At 64.8% G+C, this 19,670-nt stretch carries 20 protein-coding genes; 11 read left to right on the plus strand and 9 right to left on the minus strand.

Annotated features, from left to right (window positions below; all coding sequences use genetic code 11):
* Positions 1-95 precede the first annotated feature (95 nt).
* The 3 genes from QA649_RS05960 (at position 96) to QA649_RS05970 (ending at position 2,712) form a co-directional block, all read left to right on the plus strand.
* Positions 96-1,565: an AMP nucleosidase gene (locus QA649_RS05960; RefSeq protein ID WP_260387790.1), complete on the plus strand. Its 1,470-nt coding sequence runs from the start codon at positions 96-98 to the stop codon at positions 1,563-1,565.
* A gap of 121 nt (positions 1,566-1,686) precedes the next feature.
* On the plus strand, positions 1,687-2,301 hold the full coding sequence (locus QA649_RS05965; RefSeq protein WP_283023372.1) for a tetratricopeptide repeat protein: 615 nt from the start codon (positions 1,687-1,689) through the stop codon (positions 2,299-2,301).
* Between the two features lie 135 nt (positions 2,302-2,436).
* Positions 2,437-2,712, plus strand: a complete 276-nt coding sequence (locus QA649_RS05970) for a DUF1488 family protein (protein ID WP_283025975.1) — start codon at positions 2,437-2,439, stop codon at positions 2,710-2,712.
* Positions 2,713-2,795: 83 nt separating this feature from the next.
* On the opposite strand, the gene QA649_RS05975 is transcribed toward QA649_RS05970, so the two are convergent.
* Positions 2,796-3,278, minus strand: coding sequence for a CinA family protein (locus tag QA649_RS05975; protein ID WP_283023373.1), 483 nt, complete (start codon positions 3,276-3,278; stop codon positions 2,796-2,798).
* Between the two features lie 146 nt (positions 3,279-3,424).
* On the opposite strand from QA649_RS05975, the gene QA649_RS05980 reads away from it, so the two are divergent.
* From QA649_RS05980 to QA649_RS05990, 3 genes are read left to right on the plus strand one after another with little or no spacing between them, the layout of a single operon-like run.
* A complete protein-coding gene (locus QA649_RS05980; RefSeq protein ID WP_283023374.1) occupies positions 3,425-4,483 on the plus strand; it encodes an amidohydrolase family protein in 1,059 nt (352 codons plus the stop codon).
* Positions 4,484-4,508: 25 nt separating this feature from the next.
* On the plus strand, positions 4,509-5,618 hold the full coding sequence (locus QA649_RS05985; protein WP_283023375.1) for an amidohydrolase family protein: 1,110 nt from the start codon (positions 4,509-4,511) through the stop codon (positions 5,616-5,618).
* The gene (locus QA649_RS05990; RefSeq protein WP_183249224.1) at positions 5,618-6,031 is read left to right on the plus strand and encodes a Rieske (2Fe-2S) protein; all 414 of its coding nucleotides are present in this window, start codon (positions 5,618-5,620) and stop codon (positions 6,029-6,031) included. Before QA649_RS05985 ends, QA649_RS05990 begins: the two co-directional genes overlap by 1 nt.
* A 115-nt stretch (positions 6,032-6,146) precedes the next feature.
* On the opposite strand, the gene QA649_RS05995 is transcribed toward QA649_RS05990, so the two are convergent.
* Positions 6,147-7,478: an MFS transporter gene (locus QA649_RS05995; RefSeq protein WP_283023376.1), complete on the minus strand. Its 1,332-nt coding sequence runs from the start codon at positions 7,476-7,478 to the stop codon at positions 6,147-6,149.
* Between the two features lie 144 nt (positions 7,479-7,622).
* Positions 7,623-8,516 (minus strand): transcriptional regulator GcvA, encoded by an 894-nt coding sequence (locus QA649_RS06000; RefSeq protein ID WP_283023377.1) that lies wholly within the window; start codon positions 8,514-8,516, stop codon positions 7,623-7,625.
* A gap of 110 nt (positions 8,517-8,626) precedes the next feature.
* Between QA649_RS06000 and QA649_RS06005 the strand changes: the two genes are divergently transcribed.
* A complete protein-coding gene (locus tag QA649_RS06005) occupies positions 8,627-8,830 on the plus strand; it encodes a DUF1127 domain-containing protein (RefSeq protein ID WP_018643363.1) in 204 nt (67 codons plus the stop codon).
* 69 nt (positions 8,831-8,899) lie between these two features.
* Positions 8,900-9,523, plus strand: a complete 624-nt coding sequence (locus tag QA649_RS06010) for a GNAT family N-acetyltransferase (RefSeq protein WP_283023379.1) — start codon at positions 8,900-8,902, stop codon at positions 9,521-9,523.
* A gap of 54 nt (positions 9,524-9,577) precedes the next feature.
* Here the strand turns inward: QA649_RS06010 and QA649_RS06015 are convergent, their stop codons facing one another.
* Positions 9,578-10,417, minus strand: coding sequence for an oxidoreductase (locus tag QA649_RS06015; protein ID WP_283023380.1), 840 nt, complete (start codon positions 10,415-10,417; stop codon positions 9,578-9,580).
* 121 nt (positions 10,418-10,538) lie between these two features.
* Between QA649_RS06015 and QA649_RS06020 the strand changes: the two genes are divergently transcribed.
* A complete protein-coding gene (locus QA649_RS06020) occupies positions 10,539-11,429 on the plus strand; it encodes a LysR family transcriptional regulator (RefSeq protein WP_283023381.1) in 891 nt (296 codons plus the stop codon).
* A gap of 89 nt (positions 11,430-11,518) precedes the next feature.
* On the opposite strand, the gene QA649_RS06025 is transcribed toward QA649_RS06020, so the two are convergent.
* Both QA649_RS06025 and QA649_RS06030 read right to left on the minus strand, forming a co-directional pair.
* On the minus strand, positions 11,519-12,349 hold the full coding sequence (locus tag QA649_RS06025) for an enoyl-CoA hydratase (protein ID WP_283023382.1): 831 nt from the start codon (positions 12,347-12,349) through the stop codon (positions 11,519-11,521).
* Between the two features lie 225 nt (positions 12,350-12,574).
* Positions 12,575-13,276, minus strand: coding sequence for an SDR family NAD(P)-dependent oxidoreductase (locus QA649_RS06030; RefSeq protein ID WP_283023383.1), 702 nt, complete (start codon positions 13,274-13,276; stop codon positions 12,575-12,577).
* A gap of 230 nt (positions 13,277-13,506) precedes the next feature.
* On the opposite strand from QA649_RS06030, the gene QA649_RS06035 reads away from it, so the two are divergent.
* Both QA649_RS06035 and QA649_RS06040 read left to right on the plus strand, forming a co-directional pair.
* Entirely contained in the window at positions 13,507-15,291 is a 1,785-nt protein-coding gene (locus QA649_RS06035) for an acyl-CoA dehydrogenase family protein (RefSeq protein WP_283023384.1), read from the plus strand.
* Positions 15,292-15,335: 44 nt separating this feature from the next.
* On the plus strand, positions 15,336-16,424 hold the full coding sequence (locus QA649_RS06040; protein WP_283023385.1) for a Zn-dependent alcohol dehydrogenase: 1,089 nt from the start codon (positions 15,336-15,338) through the stop codon (positions 16,422-16,424).
* A 166-nt stretch (positions 16,425-16,590) separates the two neighbouring features.
* Here the strand turns inward: QA649_RS06040 and QA649_RS06045 are convergent, their stop codons facing one another.
* From QA649_RS06045 to mbfA, 3 genes are all read right to left on the minus strand, one after another.
* Positions 16,591-16,944, minus strand: coding sequence for a nuclear transport factor 2 family protein (locus QA649_RS06045; protein ID WP_283023386.1), 354 nt, complete (start codon positions 16,942-16,944; stop codon positions 16,591-16,593).
* Positions 16,945-17,102: 158 nt separating this feature from the next.
* On the minus strand, positions 17,103-18,575 hold the full coding sequence (locus QA649_RS06050; protein WP_283023387.1) for an amidase: 1,473 nt from the start codon (positions 18,573-18,575) through the stop codon (positions 17,103-17,105).
* 101 nt (positions 18,576-18,676) lie between these two features.
* Positions 18,677-19,648: an iron exporter MbfA gene (gene mbfA, locus QA649_RS06055; protein ID WP_283023388.1), complete on the minus strand. Its 972-nt coding sequence runs from the start codon at positions 19,646-19,648 to the stop codon at positions 18,677-18,679.
* Positions 19,649-19,670 lie beyond the last annotated feature (22 nt).

The following is a 19,670-nucleotide window of genomic DNA, read 5'->3' on the forward strand; positions in this document are numbered from 1 at the left end:
CGCAGATTGGTGGGCACGCTTCGCTTTGCCCATCCTACGGCACCGCCTTCTTTGCTATAGTTCGACTCAAGCGCAAATAGCCGGGCGGTCGAACCATGCAATCCCCACCCTCCATCGCCACCAAATCCTTCTCCGACGCGTCCCTTGCCGTCGCCCGGCTCGAAGAGATCTACGAGCGCAATACAAAATTCCTGCGCGACCGGTTCGAGGCCTATGTTGGCGGCGAAGCCGTCACCACGCGGGTGCGGGCCTACTATCCCTTCGTCCGCCTCACCACCGCAACACATGCGCGGCTCGATTCCCGGTTGTCCTATGGCTTCGTTGCCGGCCCCGGTGTGCACGAGACCAGCGTCACGCGGCCGGATCTGTTCCGCGCCTATCTGACCGAGCAGATCGGTCTGTTGATCCAGAACCATGGCGTGCCGGTCGAGATCGGCGAGTCGGCCGAGCCGATCCCGATCCACTTCGCCTATCGCCGCGACATCAACATCGAAGCCGCCATAACCACCAGCGAGAACTCGCCCGTCACGCGCTCGCTGCGCGATGCGTTCGACGTGCCTGACCTCGCGACCATGGACGATGCCATCGCAGACGGCACTTTCGTGCTGCAGGCGGGCGCGCCGGAGCCGCTATCGCTGTTCCGCGCCGCCCGTGTCGATTACTCGCTGCGCCGACTCTATCACTACACCGGAACCGACCCCGAGCATTTCCAGAACTTCGTGATCTTCACCAACTACCAGTTCTATGTCGATGCCTTCGCGCAGCTCTGTCAGCAGCGACTTCAATCCGGCGAGGCGGGTCTCGAAGCCTTCGTCGCGCCCGGCAATGTCATCACGCGCAGTGGCGGTGCCACCAGCGGGGATGCGCCCTTGCGCACACCACAGATGCCGGCCTTTCATCTCGTTACGCCGGGCTATCGCGGCATCACGCTGATCAATATCGGCACCGGCCCGTCGAACGCGCGCAACGTCACCGACCACGTTGCGGTGCTGCGCCCGCACGCCTGGCTGATGCTCGGCCATTGCGCGGGCCTGCGCAACACGCAGCGGCTCGGCGACTACGTGCTCGCCCACGGCTATGTGCGCGAGGACCACGTGCTCGACCGCGAGTTGCCGCTCTGGGTCCCAATTCCGGCACTGGCGGAAATGCAGGTCGCCCTCGAGGAGGCGGTCGAGGACGTCACCGGCCTCGAAGGCTTTGAGCTCAAGCGCCTGATGCGCACGGGGACCGTCGCCAGCGTCGACAACCGCAATTGGGAGATTTCCGGCCCCGAGGTGATCCGCCGCATGTCGCAGTCGCGCGCGGTGGCGCTCGACATGGAGTCGGCCGCGATCGCCGCCAACGGCTACCGCTTCCGCGTGCCCTACGGCACGCTGCTGTGCGTCTCCGACAAGCCGCTGCATGGCGAGATCAAGCTCGCGGGCATGGCCAGCGAGTTTTACCGCCGCCGCGTCGGCCAGCATCTCGAGATCGGCCTGAAAGCGCTGGAGCGTCTCAAGCAGCAGGAATCCGAACGCCTGCATTCGCGAAAGCTGAGAAGCTTTGCCGAAGTGGCATTCCAGTAAAGGACAACAGAACTGTCGTACGAACGCTGACGTTTCCGTGAGCGCAGCGTCCCGGAATATCCCTGTCGAGGCAGGGTTATCGATTCGTCCGGGGCCGCTTGAAGCAGGACAGGAGACGAAGATGTTCACAGGGATGATCAGGCTCGTCACACTCGGCACATTTGCGGCAGCGCTGTGGATTTCGCCGGCATTTGCCGCGGGCGGAGGCGGCGGCGGTGGAGGCGGTGGCAGCATCAGTTCCACCGATCCCTATGCCGGCGCCTATTCGGATCAGAAGCCGCAGCCAACCTATCCGAAGCGGCCGGGCGCCAAAGCAACCCAGAAGGGCAAGAAGCAAGGCAACCAGTCCAGCATCGGCGATCCCGCTTTCGCCGCCGGCTACCGCGCCGCCTATGACACCATCTACGAGCGCAACGACTATGCGGCCGCGATCGCGCAGTTGAAGTCGCTCGGCCATGACGACCATCCGAACGTCGCCAACCTCATCGGCTATGCCTATCGCAAGCTCGGTGACTACGAACAGTCGCAGGTCTGGTACGAGCGCGCGTTGCAGGCAGATCCGAACCACGTGCTGACGTGGCAATATTATGGACTGTGGCAGCTCGAGCGAGGCAACCGCGAGCAAGCGCTCTATCACCTCGGTCGGATCGCATCCATCTGCGGAACGGACTGCGAGGAATATCGATCGCTGGCTGCGGCACTGGATAAGCCGGCCGGAACAGCGCTCGTCTATTGAGGTCGGAGCGTGGCGGGCTGACAGCGAGCGCGCTGTTGACGCGCGTCGCATGACCGCCATGTCCCATGGCGCGGGTGGTGACAGCGCGTGAGATTTTCAGCATTGTCCGGCGCGGGGCTCGACCGGGACGACTTGATGCCACTTTTGCGCGACAAGATCATTGGCCATGATCTGGAACGGCTGGCCTTTCGCTTCACCATGCTGGACGATGGCGAGGTCGTGCAGTGCCAGATCTCCGACGCTGCGATGGACGAACTCGCGGGCATGCAGGGCACCGAAAGCAGCGCGCGGCAGGCGCAGTTCCTGTCCCTGCGCGAGTCCATCGAGCGGATCGCGTCGGACCTCTACGACGAGGCGCCGAGGGTGCAGGGCTATGTGGTGCGGATTTTCATGCGGCATTTGGGGCGGTAGGCCCGTCGTCGTCCTGGCTTTCGCCAGGACGACGTCGGGGATGGGGTGAGGCCGCTCTATCTCACTGCCAAGCAATCGTGCAGCTACTCCTCCAGCTTCCTCAACAACAGCCTCAGCGCCGTCGCTGCAAACACCTGCATATTCGCAAACCGGTCATTGTTGCCCGTCTCCAGCGTCGTCACCTCTGACTCAGGGCCAGCGACCGCCATGCAGCTGTGGCCGGCGGCGTCGCCGTAGCGGTTGCCGGTGGGGCCGGCGGCGCCGGTCTCGGACAGGCCCCAATCGCAATTGAAGCGGCTGCGCATCCGCTCGGCCAGCAATTGCGCGTAGGGTTCCGAGGACGAGCGAAAGCCCTTCATTCCTTCATCCGAAATATCCATCAGCACACCCCTCGCATCGCGGGTGTAGACCACGGCGCCGCCGAGGAAATAGGCGGAAGCGCCGGGCACCGCGAGCAGACTGGCCGCGATCAGCCCGCCGGCTGATGATTCCGCGACCGCAATGGTCTGTTTGCGCGCGATCAGTTTTGCCGCGACCTGTTCCGCAATGCCGATGAGCTCTTTCATCCCTAAGACTCCTTATTCCTTCGCAACCGAGCTCAGCCTTCCTAGCATATGACAGCATGCTTGGCCGAGTTGCGGGCGACGGGCAGGCCTGCTTGAATGGCGGGTACAAGAAGAGACATGCGAGGAAACGTGAGAAGGGAGACGTCATGGCGTCCCTGATCGCCGGCGGCATCGATTGCGACGTGCATCCGGCTGTGCCGCATCTGACCAGCCTGCTGCCGTATCTGAACGACTATTGGCGCGATCAGGTGACGACGCGCGGCATGGTCGACCTCGTCTCGCAATCCTATCCGAAGAATTCGCCGATCACGGCGCGACCCGATTGGCGGCCCGAAAGCGGCAAGCCGGGCGAGAGCCTCGAGGCCATGCAGCGCCATGTGCTCGATCCCTTCCAGCTCAAGCATGCGATCTGCAATCCGCTTTATGGCGTGCAGATGGTATTTTCGGAAGATTTGCAGGCCGCCTTCTGCCGCGCACTGAACGACTGGCTTGTGAAGGAATGGCTCGACCGCGATTCACGACTGCGCGGCTCGATCGTGATCCCCACGCAGAGCGTCGAGAAGGCCGTCGCCGAGATCGAGCGCTGTGCGCCAGATCGTCGCTTCGTGCAGGTGTTGATGCTTGTCATGGGCGACACGCCGCTCGGCAAGCGTGCGCTGTGGCCGATCTATGAAGCCGCGGAACGGCTCGACCTGCCGATCGGCATCCACGCCGGTTCCGCCTATCACAATCCGCCGACTGCGGTGGGGTGGGGCTCCTATCACATCGAGGATTATGTCGGTCAGGCCCAGGCGTTCCAGGCCCAGCTCACCAGCCTGATCGTCGAAGGCGTGTTCGCCAAATATCCGCGGCTGAAGATGGTGATGCTGGAGTCCGGCGTCTCCTGGATCGCGCCCTATCTCTGGCGGCTGCATAAGTTCTGGCGCGGAGTGCGGATGGAAACGCCGTGGGTCGATCGCGCACCGCTGGAACTTGTGCGCAGCAACATCCGCTTCTCGTTACAGCCATTTGATGCGCCGCCGGAACCCGAGACATTAATTCGCCTGTTTGAGCATATGCAGTCGGACGAATTGGTCTTATTCTCCACGGACTATCCGCACTGGCAGTTCGACGACCAGGACGCGCTGCCCGAAGGTCTGTCCCCCGATCTCGTGCGCAAGATCATGATCGACAATCCGTATGCAACCTATCCCCGCCTGACGTGAGCCCGCTGCCAAAGGAGGCAAGGCGATGAATATACAGTTCCGCGAGAACCAAGAAGCCGCTTCCCCACTGACCGTCAAAACCGCGATCGCGGACTGCGACATCCACCCGGCACGCGCCACCCGCACCGAGCTCTATCCCTACCTCGCCAAGCGCTGGCAGCATCATCTCGAGATCTACGGCGTCCATGCCTATCAGGGCATGATGGAGGGCCCGCCCTACCCGAAGGCGCAGCCCAATGCCTCGCGCCGCGATGCCTATCCGCCGGAGGGCGGCCCGCAGGGCTCCTCGCTCGCCTTCATGCAGAAGCAATTGCTCGATCCCAATAATGTGCAGCTTGGCGTGCTCAATCCGCTCAACACCGGGCAGGGCATCCGCAATCACGAGCTCTCGGCCGCGCTGTGCTCGGCGATCAATGACTGGCAGATCGACAAATGGACCAGCAAGGACAAGCGCTTGAAGGCGTCCATCGTCGTCGGCAATGAGGACGGGCTGTCGGCCGCCGCCGAGATCCGCGAGCGCGCCGGCGACAAGAACTTTGTGCAGGTGCTCTTGCTCAGTCGTAACGTCGAGCCGCTCGGCCAGCGCCGTTACTGGCCGATCTATCAGGCCGCGGAAGAGGCGGGTCTTCCCGTCGGCGTGCACGCTTTCGGCTTCGGCGGCAACCCGATCACGCCGTCAGGCTGGCCGAGTTACTACATCGAGGAGATGGTCGGCCACTCGCAATGCCAGCAATCGGCGCTGGCGAGCCTCGTGCTGGAGGGCGTGTTCGAGCGCTTCCCGAAACTGAAGATGGTGATGATCGAGGCCGGCTTCGGCTGGGCGCCGTCATTGGCATGGCGGCTCGACAAGGCCTGGCAGCGGCTGCGCAGCGAAGTGCCGCATGTGAAGCGGCCGCCCTCGGAATATATCCGCGAGCAGGTGTGGTGGACGACGCAGCCGATGGAGGATCCTGAAAGCCGCGAGGATCTGTTCGACGTCATCAAATGGATCGGCTGGGACAGGTTGTTATTCGCGACCGACTATCCACATTGGGACTATGACGAGCCCTCGCGCGTGCTGCCGGCGGGCGTCAGCGAAGCCAATCGCGAGGCGTTCTATCTCGGCAATGCGAAGAAGCTCTACGGAATAAATTGATGGCGCGTCATGTGATTGCGCCGGTCGACGAGCTTCCGCCGGGTACGCGAAAATTCCTGGAGATCGACGGACGGCCGATCGCGATCTTCAACATCAAGGGCGAATATTTCGGTTTGATGAACCGCTGCCCGCATCAGGGCGCGGCGCTGTGCGAGGGCCCGCTGATTGGGCTCGCGCAGTCGAGCAATCCCGGCGAGATCGAATACACGAAGTTAGGTGAGATCATCCGCTGCCCCTGGCATGGCTGGGAGTTCGACATCCGCACCGGCCAGTCCTACTGCGATCCCCGCCGTTTCCGCGTCAAGGCCTATCCGGCCCATGTCGAGCCGGGCGCAAGCGTGGTGAAGGGCCCGTATGTCGCCGAGACTGTCACCGTGAAGGTCGAGAGCGATTACGTGGTGGTGGAGCTGTAGCCCTCCACTGTCATTCCGGGGCGATGCGAAGCATCGAGCCCGGAATCCATCGAGCGTCAGGAATGCTGGGAGAAATGGATTCCGGGCTCGCGCTACGCGCGCCCCGGAATGACACCTAATGCCCCGCAACCGGCTCCGCCGCCGTGTCATAGATCGGCACCGCCTTGCCGCCGTCGCGGTAGACGATCGACGCTGCGATGATGCCGAGTAGCGCGGCGAACATCAGCCAGGCGCCGGGCGCGGCCTTGTTGCCGGTGTAGTCGATCAGCCAGGTCGAGGCGAACGGCGTGAAGGTGCCGAACAGCGCAGCCGCAAGCGCGAAGGCGAGCGAGAAGCAGGTGGTGCGCACATGCGCCGGCACGATCTCGACGAGGGCACCGAGCATGGTGCCGCTGTACATGCCGAAATAGAACGAGAACATCATCTCGACGGCGAGCAGCTTGCCGAAGGTCGGCGCAGCCACCAGCCAGGACAGCGCCGGATAGGCGGTGACCAGCGCGAGGCCGGCGATCCCGATCAGCACCGGCTTGCGGCCGATGCGGTCGGACAGCGCGCCGCCGACCGGGTTCCAGATGAAGTTGGTGACCGCCACCAGCAGCGTCACGAGCAGCGCGTCATGCGTCGACAGCTTCAGCACCGTCTTGCCGAAGGTCGGCGTGTAGACGGTGACGAAGTAGAACGTCGTCGTGGTCAGGATCGCGATCATCATGCCGAGCAGCACGATGCGCCAGTTGGCGAGCGCGGAGGCGAACACCTCGCTCGCGGTCGGATGCTTCTTCATCGCGAGGAACGCCGGCGTTTCCTCCAGCGTGCGCCGCAGGAAGAAGATCAAGGGAATGATCAGGCAGCCGACGAAGAACGGAATGCGCCAGCCCCAGGACGCGACCGTGTCGGCCGGCATCACCTCGGACAGGAGATAGCCGAGGATCGAGGCAACGAAGATCGCCACCTGCTGGCTCGACGACTGGAACGAGGTGTAGAAGCCGCGATTGCCGGGCGTTGCGATCTCCGCGAGATACACCGACACGCCGCCGAGCTCGACGCCGGCGGAGAAGCCCTGCAGCAGGCGGCCGACCAGCACGATGACCGGCGCCGCGATGCCGATGGTCGCGTAGCTCGGGCAGAACGCGATCACGACGGTGCCGAACGCCATGATGCCGAGCGTGACGATCAGGCCCTGGCGGCGGCCGATGCGGTCGATGTAAGCGCCGAGCACGATCGCACCGACGGGCCGCATCAAGGCGCCGAGCCAGAACACGCCGAACGTGTTGAGCAGCGACGCCGTCTCGTTGCTCGAGGGGAAGAACGCCTTGCCGATCGCGGCGGCGTAGAAGCCGAACAGGAAGAAGTCGAACTGCTCGAGGAAATTGCCGCTGGTGGCGCGCAGGATCGCGCCGATGCGCGACTTGATCTCGGGCGGATTGGTTGAGGCGGCTGGTCCAGCCATGACGTTGCTCCCTTGGAAAGACGTGGCCGGACCGGAACTCATTTCACGGCAAGGCGACAGATTGAAGCTGCGACAATCTGCCCTACCCCTTCCCGCGCAGGGCGGGGCGAGTCAATCCGTTTTGCGGAGGAAGCTGATGATTTTTCAGGCTTTATTTTGCGTTGCAGCGAGCATCCATTGGCGGAACGCGGCGAGCTTCGGTGCCTCTCGACGGCCGTCGGGAGAGACCAGGTAAAACCCTGCATCCGCCGGCAGCGCGATCTTGAAGGGGACCACCAGCCGGCCCTTGGCGATGTCGTCCTGGACGTAGGAGGTCCGTCCCATCGCCACGCCCATGCCGTCGATCGCCGCCTGCACCGTCATCAAGGTCATGTCGAAGGTGATGCCGGGCTGCCGGGAGATGCCGGCGGAAAGGCCCGCCGCGGTCAACCACAGCCGCCAGTCGTCACTGACGTTGGTGTGCAGCAGCACGTGGTCCTTCAGATCCTCCGGGCGACGTAGCGGCTTGTTACCGCGCAGCAGCGAGGGGCTGCACACTGGAAACAGCTCGTCCGCCATCAGCCAGTCGGCGCGCAAGCCCGGCCATTGGCCGCGGCCGTAGCGGATCGCAACATCGACATTGTCGCGCTGGAAGTCGACGAGGCTGGTCGAGGTGGTGATGCGGACGTCGATGCCGGGATGGCTCTCTTGGAAATCGGTCAGGCGCGGCAGCAGCCACTTTGCGGCAAGCGAAGCGATCGTCGAGACCGTCAGCACCTTGTCATCGTCCTTGCGCAGCAGGCGGTCGGTGGCAAGGCGCAGATCGTTGAAGGCCGCGCGCACCCCCGGCAGATAGTCGCGCGCCTCCGGCGTCAGCGCCAGCGCGCGGTTCTGGCGGATGAACAGGCGGATGCCGAGCTCCTCCTCGAGCCTGCGGATCTGATGGCTGATCGCGGTCTGCGTCACGTTCAGCTCGCTGGCCGCCAGCGTGAAGCTGAGATGGCGCGCGGCGGCCTCGAACGCCCGCAATCCGTTCAGGGAGGGCAATCTGGCAGTCATCTGGCAGCAGGATGCATGACGTTATTTCATGCGAAAGGGTACAAATTGTCGTTTGTCGCGGCGCACTCGAAGGCAGATATTAGCGGTCAACTTAGCTCCAGGAGCTGAAAATGTCTACTTTGACCGACAATTCGATGACAAATCATCATGCGCACGGCCTGCTCTACCAGATCGGCGAGACCCTTCACGTCTGGCACGAGCGCTATCGGACCCGGCGCGAGCTGACCCACTGGACCGCCCGCGACCTCCACGACGTCGGGCTGTCCTGGTCCGACATCGCCTACGAGGCCGACAAACCCTTCTGGCGGGCCTGATTGGCCGCCAGGCCGGCGCCGCCTGATGACAGGGGCGCCGGCGGTCCCTTTTTGTGAAGGGCTCGTGTCATGAGCACTCTCCGCCTCGAAGACCTGAAGCAATATTCGGACACGCTGCGCACCCGCGACGGTGCGGCGCTCAACGTCCGCTTCGTCGAGCCGCGCGACACCGACGAGCTTCAGCACTATTTTCGTTCGCTCTCGACCCGCTCCCGCTACAACCGCTTCTTCGGCGCCATCAGTGAATTGCCGAAGGCCCTGCTGCACGACTTCCTCGAGATCGGCGAGCGCGAGCGTTTCACTGTCGTCGCGACAATGATGGTCGACGGGTTCGAGACCATCGTCACCGAGGCGCGCTATGCGTTGCATGCCGAGACCTCGACGCTCGAGTTCGGCCTGTCGGTCGACGACCGCTGGCAGGGCCACGGCATCGCGACCGCGCTGATGAAGAACCTCGAGTGCCGGGCCGCGGCGCTTGGCGCCGAGCATATGTTCGGCGACACGCTGCGCTCCAACGAGACCATGATCTCGCTCGCGCGCAAATCCGGCTTCGCCTTCGTCAATCATCCTGATGACTGGAAGCTGGTGCGCTTCGACAAGGAAATCAGCGTCGCACCGAAAGACATTCCGTGTGCGAGCTGGCGCCTCGCCGCCCTTTCCCGTCAGGCCGAAAGCCCCTCAGCCTCGGCCTGACACCACTGCAAGCCCGGCCCTGGTCATCCAGAGCCGGGCATTTTTTTGCCTCGCTCAGGCGCCGTCGTTGGTGAAGTCGGTCGAGGTGGCGACCGACCGCCACCCCGCCAGCTCCCTTGCGACGAACGCGTTCTTCGCTTCGATCCGCTCCACGGTGTCGCTGCCGAGCGGCAGGCGCAGCGGCGGGTTCTTCGCATCGACCAGCTTCAGGAAGGCCTGCGCCAGCTTGCGCGGATCGCCGCGCTGGCCGCCATTGACGTCGGCCGCATGCGCGCGGGTCTTGCCGACGCTTTCGTGATAATCGTCGATCACCTGAGCGGTGCGCGACAGCGAGCTCTCGTCGAGGAAGTCGGTACGGAAGAAGCCCGGCTCGACCACGGTCACCTTGATGCCGAGCGGCGCGACTTCGCCGGCCAGCGCTTCGCTGATTCCCTCGACCGCGAACTTGGTGGCGCCATAGACGCCCCAGCCGGGAAAACCTGCGTAGCCGCCGACCGACGAGATGTTGATGACGTGGCCGGAACGCTGGCGGCGCATATGTGGCAGCACCGCGCGGGTGACACCGAGCAGGCCGAACACGTTCGTGCCGAACAGCTTTTGCGTTTCTGCATCGCTGGCCTCCTCGATCGCGCCCAAGAGGCCATAGCCGGCGTTGTTGACGAGGATGTCGATGCGGCCGAACTTCTTCACGGCCTGGCCCGCCGCCTCGTGTGCTTCTGCTTCGCTGGTGACGTCGAGCCGGGTGGCGAGCAGCCGATCGTGCGTGCCGAGGCGCGCCGTGACCGTCGAAGGATCGCGCGCGGTCGCGACCACGGCATCGCCGGCCTTCAAGGCGGCTTCTGCGATCAAAGCACCAAACCCGCGGGATGCTCCCGTGATGAACCAGACACGCATGATGTTGCCCTTTCCATTTGCGCCCCGGCGATGCGCCGAAGCCGATGGGCAAGGTGTAGCGGCTGGCCACAGATGAGATAATCCGCTATATATTTCCCGACTTATTGAGAAAAATTCACCAATGCGGATCGACCCGTCCGACCTCGCGACCTTCCTCGCCATCGCCCGCCATCGCAGTTTTCGCGCGGCCGCGACGGAGCTCGGCGTCACGCCCTCGGCGCTGTCCCATGCCCTGCGCAACGTCGAGGAACGGCTCGGCCTGCGGCTCGTCAACCGCACCACCCGCAGCGTGGCGCTCACTGAAGCGGGCGAGCTTCTGTTCGCCCGCATCACTCCGGCCTTCCGCGACATCGACGACGCGCTCGAGGACCTCAACAATTTCCGCGGCAAGCCGGCCGGCACGTTGCGCTTCACCGCCGCGCGCCAGTCTGCCCAGCTCGTGCTGCTGCCGATCGTGACGCGCTTCCTGAAGGAATTTCCTGATGTCGGCGTCGAGATCGTCATCAACGATTCCCTGATCGACATGGTCGCGGCCGGCTTCGACGCCGGCGTGCGCTTCGGCGAGACCATCGCCGCCGACATGATCGCGGTGCCGATCGGTCCGCGGCACCGTTTTGCCGTGATCGGCTCGCCCACCTTCTTCAAATCGCACAAGGCGCCAAATACGCCGCACGACCTGAAGGGTCTGCCCTGCATCCGCTACCGCTTCACCTCCGGCGCGCTCTACCACTGGGAGTTTGAGCGCGGCGGCATCGAGCTCGCCATCGACGTCACGGGGCCGCTGACGATGAACGACCAGGATCTGATGGTCGATGCGGCGCTCGACGGTGTTGGCCTCGCTTACGTCTTCGAGCAGCAGGTCGAAGCGCTGCTGGCAAAGCGCAAGCTGGTGCGCGTGCTCACCGACTGGTGCCCGGCCTATCCCGGCTTCTTCCTGTACTACCCCAGCCGACGACAGTTACCCGCGGCGCTGCGGGCGTTCGTGGATTTTGCGCGGGCGCCTGCCGCGTAGCCCGGATGGAGCGCAGCGCAATCCGGGATTCGTGCCACAAGCGAAGGCGGCCCCGGATTACGCTTCGCTTCATCCGGGCTACGGATAAGCTACTTCCCCGCAAACACCGCCTTGCGCTTTTCGATGAAGGCCTGCACAGCCTCTTTGTGGTCGGCGGTTGTGGTCAGGCGCATCAGTCGCTCGGCTTCGTGATCCCTGGCGGTTTCGAAATCGAACAGCAGCGCCTCGTCGAGATTGTCTTTCATGTACCGCAGTGCCAGGCGCGGGCCTTCGGCGAGCGATTTGGCCAGCGCAAAGGCCTCGGTCTGCAATTTGTCGTCGGGCACGACGCGGTTGACGAGGCCGATCGCTTCGGCGCGCGCGGCATCGACTCTTTCGCCGGTGAACATCAATTCGCGCGCCCGCGCGGTGCCGACGAGGCGGGTGAGCAGCCAGGCGATGCCGTAGTCGCCGCTGAGCGCGATGCGGGCATAGCCGGTGGCGACGAAGGCCGATTGCGCGGCGATGCGGATGTCGCAGGCCATGGCGATGGCGAGACCCGCGCCGACCGCGGGGCCGGGCAGGGCGGCGATGGTCGGCTTGCGCACCGACACCAGCGCGCCGGTGAGCAGCCGCTGCCGCTCCTGCAGATCGGCGATCCGATCGTCCAGCGACATCTCCAGCTTCCTGGGGTCGCGATGCGCGCCCATGCCCTTGACGTTGCCGCCGGCGCAGAAGGCTTCGCCCGCGCCGGTGAGCAGCAGCGCGCCGACGTTCGGATCCTCGGCGCAGGTTCGGATCATGGTGCGCAGCGCCGGCGTCAGCGCATCCGACAGCGAATTGCGTGCGTCCGGCCGGTTCAGCGTGATGACCGCGACGCGGTCGCGGATGGTGCAGAGGAGTTCACTGGTGCCGGTGTCGATGGTGGTTTCCGTGGTCATGTCGCCTCCCTCTCTTTCGTCATTGCGAGCGAAGCGAAGCAATCCAGACTGTCTCTGCGGAAATAGTCTGGATTGCTTCGTCGCTTCGCTCCTCGCAATGACGGTTGCTTTGTTGCTCGATCTCGTAGGGTGGGCAAAGCGTAGCGTGCCCACCATCTGTTTTTCCTCGATCGTCATGGTGGGCACGGCGCTATGCGCCTTTGCCCACCCTACGGCAGCTCGACCTCAAAACTTCTCCACCCAGGGCCGCAGCTCCAGCTCCCAGCTCCAGGCGCTGCGCGGCTGCTGCAACACGTTCCAATAGCTCGCCGCGATCGCATCGGGATCGAGCATCGAATCCGGCTTGTCGGCAGGTTCGGTGCGCGCGGCACTGCGAATGCCGCCGTCGATGACGAAATGCGCGACATGGATGCCTTGCGGCGACAATTCGCGCGCCAGGCTCTGGGCGAGGCCGCGCAACGCGAACTTGCCCATCGCGAAGGAGGCGGACTGTGCATAGCCCTTGACGCTGGCCGAGGCCCCGGTGAACAGGATCGCGCCGTGCTGGTTCGGCAGCATGCGCTTGGCCGCCTGCTGCGCCACCAGGAAGCCGCCATAGGCGCTGACCGCGATCGCTTGCGCGACGTCAGCCGGGACGAGATCGACGAACGGCCCGCGGGTGCGCCCGCTGGCATTGTAGACGACGAGATCGGGCGTGCCGATCTCGCGCTCGACCAGGCCGAACAGCCGCTCGACCTCATCAGGCTCGGTGGCGTTGCAGGCATAGGCTTTCGCGCCGGTCTCGCTGCAGAGCGCGCCGAGCTTTTCGATCTTGCGCGCGGCGAGCGCGACACGGATGCCTTGCGCGGACAGCAGCCGGGCCAGCGAGGCGCTCAGGCCTTCGCCGGCACCGACGATGAGCGCGATCTTGTATTTCGGGTGTTCCATGGCGTGATCTCTCAGGACGGGGAGCCGTTGATCTATGCATGGGCTGAGCGGACAACCAGTCGGGTCGATCACAATTCCGCAGAGCGAATTGCTCCGTCACGGCGATCATGCCTCCCTGACAATTTGCGGCTTTATCACTATCCGCGACAGGAGCATGATCGACATCATTCAAAGCGGCAAGCGCCAAAACAGCGCAAAATGTCCGTAAGGCGGAAACGAAGAGGACGATCATGCACAAGCCGGTCCCAGCGCAGCCAAAACATGTCGCGGTCGAGCCATCCGGCCTGCTGGCGCCCGATACGTCAGGCATGAACTTCTACCGCGCCGACCCGGCGCTGACGGATCTGCTCCGAATCCATCTGCCGGACAATCTGTTCCGCCACATCGAGCCGCATCTCGATCGCCTCGGCGAGCTCGCCGGCGGCCGACTCGACGAGTGCGCGCGGCTCGCCGACCGGCACACGCCGGTGCTGCACCAGCGCGACAAGTTCGGCCGCGACGTGCAGTCGATCGAATATCATCCGGCCTATCGCGAGCTGGAGAACGCCGCGTTCGGCCAGTTCGGCATCCACGCGCTCTCGATCCGCAAGGGCATCATGGGCTGGCCGGACAAATATCCGGTCGTCGCCAAGCATGCCTTCACCTTCCTGTTCAACCAGACCGAATTCGGCATGGGCTGTCCGATCAACGTCACCGACGGCTGCGCGAAGCTGCTTTCGAATTTCGGCAGCGAGGCGCTGAAGGCGAAATATCTTGATGGCCTGACCTCGACCGACATGAGCAAGCTGACGCAGGGCGGCCAGTTCATGACCGAGAAGGAGGGCGGCTCCGATGTCGGCACGCTGACCACGCGCGCGGTGCAGGAGGGCGACCATTGGCGCCTCTATGGCGAAAAATGGTTCTGCTCGAATGCCGATGCGAAGGTGGTGATGCTGCTGGCGCGGCCCGAAGGCGCGGGCCCCGGCACGCGCGGCGTCGGCCTGTTCCTGATGCCGCGCTTCCTCGACGACGGCTCGCAGAACCACTACCGGATCGTGCGTCTCAAGGACAAGCTCGGCACGCGTTCGATGGCCTCGGGCGAGATCAAGCTCGAAGGCGCCATCGCCTACGCCGTCGGCAAGCTCGACCGCGGCTTCGTGCAGATGGCCGAGATGGTGAACTCGTCGCGACTCTCCAACGGCGTCAAATCCACCGCGCTGATGCGCCGCGCCTATCACGACGCGCTTGCCGTGGCGAAGAACCGCGTCGTGTTCGGTCAGCGCATCATCGATCTGCCGCTTGGACGACGGCAGATGCTGAAGATCATGCTGCCGGTCGAGCAGGGATTGTCGATGAGCTTTCTCACAGCGGACGCGCTCGACCGTGCCGAAGCCGGCAGCCAGGACGCGGCGGCGCTGCTGCGCATCTTGACCCCGACGCTTAAATTCCGCGCCACACGCGATGCACGCAAGGTCTGCGGCGATGCGCTCGAGATGCGCGGCGGCATCGGCTATATCGAGGAATTCGCCACCGCCCGCCTGCTGCGCGATGCGCATCTCGGCTCGGTCTGGGAGGGCACCGGCAACATCGTTGCGATCGACGCGCTGCGGCGCGCGGTCGGCCGCCACGGCGCGGAATCCGCACTCGCCGCCGATCTGCATGCCCGGCTCGACGACAGCGCCTCGGTGCCGCCGGCCTGGCGCGACAATCTGCACGGGCTTGTCGATCGCGCCGTGGGTTTTGCGCGCGAGGTCGCGGGCAAGTCCGAGAACGAAGCCGATGCGCGCCGCGCCACCAGCCTGCTCTATCATGTCGCCAGCGCGGTCGCGCTGGCCTGGGAGGCGCACCGCATCCACGAGATGCGCGGCGATGCGCGCCGGCTGCTGCTGTCGCGCCTCGTCATCGACCATCGCGTGTCGCCGAGCGATCCGTTCCGGCTGACGGAAAATGCCGCGCAGGCCAAGATCGCCGCGCTGCTGTTCGGCGACGGACCAGCCGGCATGAGCGATGTTGGCGAACTGGTTCTGGCGGCGTAGGCTGAGCGCCGCGATCAAACAAAAAACGCGATAGGGAGTGTTCAATGAAGGCCGCCGTCCTCTATGAAGTCAACCAGCCGCTGGTCATCGAGGATGTCAGCCTGCCGAAGCCCGGCCCGCGCGAGGTCCTGATCCGCACCGCGGTTGCCGGCCTCTGCCACTCCGACCTGCACTTCATGGAAGGCCTCTATCCGCATCCGCTGCCGGCGGTGCTCGGGCATGAGTCCGCCGGCGTGGTCGAGCAGGTCGGCTCCGATGTCACTTACGTCAAGCCGGGCGATCACGTCGTCACGTGTCTCTCGGTGTTCTGCGGCACGTGCGACAATTGCACCACCGGCCGCACCGTGCTCTGCACCGATGCGACGGTGAAGATGCTGCCGGGCGTCTCCAACCGCATGCAATGGTCGAAGCCTGAGAAGCTGCACCAGTTCCTCAATCTCTCCTCCTTTGCCGAGCAGATGCTGGTGCACGAGAACGCCATCGTGAAGATCCGCAAGGACATGCCGCTCGATCTCGCCGCGCTGATCGGCTGCGGCGTCATCACCGGCTATGGCGCGGTGGTGAACACGGCGAAAGTGACGGCCGGCGAGACCGTGGCGGTGATCGGCTGCGGCGGGGTCGGCATGGCCGCGATCAACGGCGCGCAGATCGCGGGCGCCGGCCGCATCATCGCCATCGACACCAATCCGGCAAAACTCCAGCTCGCGACCAAGCTGGGCGCCACCGACATCATCAATCCCGCCGACGGCGACGTGGTGAAGCAGGTGCGCGATCTCACCAATGGCGGCGTGCATCATTCCTTCGAGGTGCTCGGCCGCAAGGAGACCGCCGAGCAGGCGTTCGGTATGCTCGCCGCCGGCGGCACCGCCACCATCGTCGGCATGATCCCGTTCGGCCAGAAGATCGAGCTGCATGGCTTCGACTTCCTGCGCGAGCGCCGGATCCAGGGCTCCTCGATGGGCTCCAACCATTTCCGCGTCGACATGCCGCGCCTGGTCGATTTCTACCTGCGCGGCCGGCTGCACCTCGAGGACTGGATCTCGGCCAAGCTGAAATTGTCCGAGATCAACGAGGGTTTTGCCAACATGAAAGCCGGCAAGACGCTGCGCAGCGTGATCATGTTTGATAGTTGAGCGCTGGCGCCGCCGGTGCCGCCCCAAAACAGGTGTCATCGCCCGGCTCGACCGGGCGATCCAGTACTCCGCGGCAGCAGCTGCGTGAACGAACTGCTGCCGCGGAGTACTGGATGCCCCGGTCAAGCCGAGGCATGACAGCGGAGTGCCGGGAGAGGTGAGGACCTCACCGCGATACGTGCGCGGACACGGCCAGCCACGTCCCGTTCTTCTTTGCCCAGCAATCGGTGTACCGGCCCGTTGCCTGCTGGCCGTCGGCCGTGGTGTAGCTGGTCGCCGCGTGGATGATCGCGAACTCGCCCATGATGCGGATGATGACGTCGTACGCATGCAGGTTGCGGATCGCGATCGGTCGCGCCGTCTGCTCCAGGAAGGCGGCGCGATCGACCAGCGTCTTGTCGGGATTGGAGCAGTAGAACTCAGGCGCCAGGATCTCGTCGAAGCGCCTGACGTCGCAGTTCTGAACGGAGGCGACGTAGTCGCGATTGAGCGCGGTGAGCTGTTCGAGGTCCTGGCTCATGGTGCTTCCTCCTCTCTGTCATCCCGGGGCGCGCGGAGCGCGAACCCGGAATCTCGATGTTATTTTACTCCGTCATTGCGAGCGAAGCGAAGCAATCCAGAAAGGTCTCCGCGGATGCAGTCTGGATTGCTTCGCTGCGCTCGCAATGACGGGGCGGACTAATCGTCAAACATTTTCGGCGGCACAAATCCGCCGAACTCCCTCTCGATCAGCTCTGCGAGCTTCACCGGCGTGCGATCTTCCAGCCACGGGCCGACGATCTGCACGCCGAGGGGCAAGCCGTCTTTCGACAGGCCGAGCGGAACGGCCGTCGCAGGCAGGCCCGGAAGCGTCGCGATGCCCGGCCAGGCGAGCTGGTCGGAATAGGGGTAGTCCGTGCCGTCGATGCTGATGCGTCGCAGGTCCTGTTCCGGCAAATGATCATGCGGAAAGGCCGGCGTCGGCATGATCGGGCAGATCACCGCGTCGAAGCTGTTGAACAGCGCGCGCCATTGCGCCCGCAGGCCGGCGCGGCTGCCGGCGTCGAGCACCCAGGCGCGGTGGCTTGCAATCGTGCCGCGCAGCCGCTCGGCGCCGAGACTCCGGTCCTCCGGCGACAATTGGCTCGCCCGTGCCCGCGAATCCGCGAGCTCCTCGGGCAGGAAGAACGCGCCGAGGAAGCCCAGCAGCATGCGCATGTAAAGCCGCGACGTCTCCGCGAAATCAGGCAGCAGCGCGCTCTCGCGCGCGACAGTCACGCCGGCCTTCGCAAGATCGGTTGCGAGTCTGTCGATCGCGCCGCGGACATCCCGGTCGGTCGGCAGCAGCGGATGGCTGTCGATCACCAGGACACGAAAATCCCGCAGCGACTGATGTCGCGCAGCAGGCAGGTCGAGCTTGTAGGCGACACCGGCGTCCAGCGGATCCGGTCCGGCCATGACGTCGAGCAGCAAGGAGAGATCCGCAGCGCTGCGTGCCATCGGGCCGATGACGGCGAGGTCGCCTTCGCGCGGAAGGGCTGGAAATGGCGGCGGGGTCTCACCGCGTGCCGGGCAGAGATTGATGGTCGGCTTGTGAGCGAAGATGCCGCAATGAAATGCCGGCACGCGCAGGGAGCCGCCGATGTCGGAGCCGGTGGCGAGCGCGCAATAACCTGCGGCAAGGGCGGCCGACGATCCACCGGACGACCCACCCGGGGTGCGGCCAAGATCGTAGGGGTTGTTCGTGGTACCGTAGATGTCGTTGTAGCTTTGCCAGTCGGAGAGGCCGACCGGCACGTTGGTCTTGCCAAGGATCACGCCACCGGCCTCTTTGATGCGGGCCACCGCCAGTGCGTCTTCCGCCGGCCTGAAATCCTTTTGCGGCACGAAGCCCCAGGTCGTCGGCAGGCCGGCGACATTGAAGGATTCCTTGATCATCACGGGAAGCCCGAGCAGCGGCTTGCGCTCGCCGCGGGCCAATGCGGCGTCCGCCTCGCGCGCGACGCCGAGCGCGCGATCGAAATCCCGGACGCAGATCGCGTTGATCTTGCCGTCGTGACGCTCGATACGGCCGATCGCATCCTGCGTGAGCTCGACCGCGGAAACCTTCTTCGCGCTCAATGCGGCCGACAGCTCGACCGCGCTCCTGAAACTCCATTCCGATCTGGCCACGGCGTGTCTCCCGCTCCGGTTGTTGGAGGATGATGCGCAGTTTGGCCGAACGCTGCAACCGCTGTTTGACCGCGATTGCTATGCCACCGAGAGTGAAGCTGCTACGCCGCCCCGATCAAAACCCCCACCGCCAACACGATGGCGCCGCCGAGCACGATCTGGAACACCGCCTGGAGGAACGGCGTGTCCATGTAGCGCGAGCGGATGAAGGCGATCGCCCACAATTCGAAGAACACGACGACGCAGGCGATTCCCGTCGCGATCCAGAATGCATTGGGCCAGCTGTCGGGCACGAGATAAGGCGCGGTGTGGCCGAGCCCGCCGAGCGTCGTCATCGCGCCGCAGGTGACGCCGCGCAGCCAGGGCGAGCCGCGCCCGGTCAGCGAGCCGTCGTCGGACAAGGCTTCCGCAAAGCCCATGCTGATGCCGGCGCCGATCGAGGCGGCGAGGCCGACGAGAAACGTCTGCCAGTTCTGATGCGTGGCGAAGGCCGCCGCGAACAGCGGCGCCAGGGTCGAGACCGAGCCGTCCATCAGGCCGGCAAGGCCCGGCTGCACATATTGCAGCACGAACATGCGCCTGCGGGTGCGGTCCTCCTCGGCGCGGACGTCGGGCTTCAGGATCTCGCCGGTCAGCCGCGCCGCGGTGTGCTCGTGGTTCTTCTCGGCCTCGGCGAGGTCGCCGAGCAGCCGGCGCACGTTGACGTCCTCGGCCTGCTCGGCAGCCTTCGCGTAGAAACGCTCGGCCTCGAGCTCCATGGTCTCGACTTCCCTTCGGATGGTGTCGAGCGGCAGGTTCTTGGTCAGCCAGATCGGGCGGCGGCGCAGGAAACCCCTGACGTCATCGCGGCGGATCGGCGGCAGATGCTGGCCGAAGCGCTGCTCGTACATCTCCAGCAGCATGTGACGATGGCCGCGCTCCTCCTCGGCCATCTGCTCGAACAGCTTGGCCGAGTCCGGATAGCGCTCCTTCAAATCCTCGGCGAAGGTCATGTAGATGCGGCTGTCCTCCTCCTCGGAGGAGATCGCGACCGCCAGCACCTCGCGCTCGGTCAGATCGGCAAAATTCTTCACGGCGGCCCTGCGTCAATAGTTT

The organism is Bradyrhizobium sp. CB1717, from assembly GCF_029714325.1.
In the GTDB taxonomy this organism is placed as follows: Bacteria; Pseudomonadota; Alphaproteobacteria; order Rhizobiales; family Xanthobacteraceae; genus Bradyrhizobium.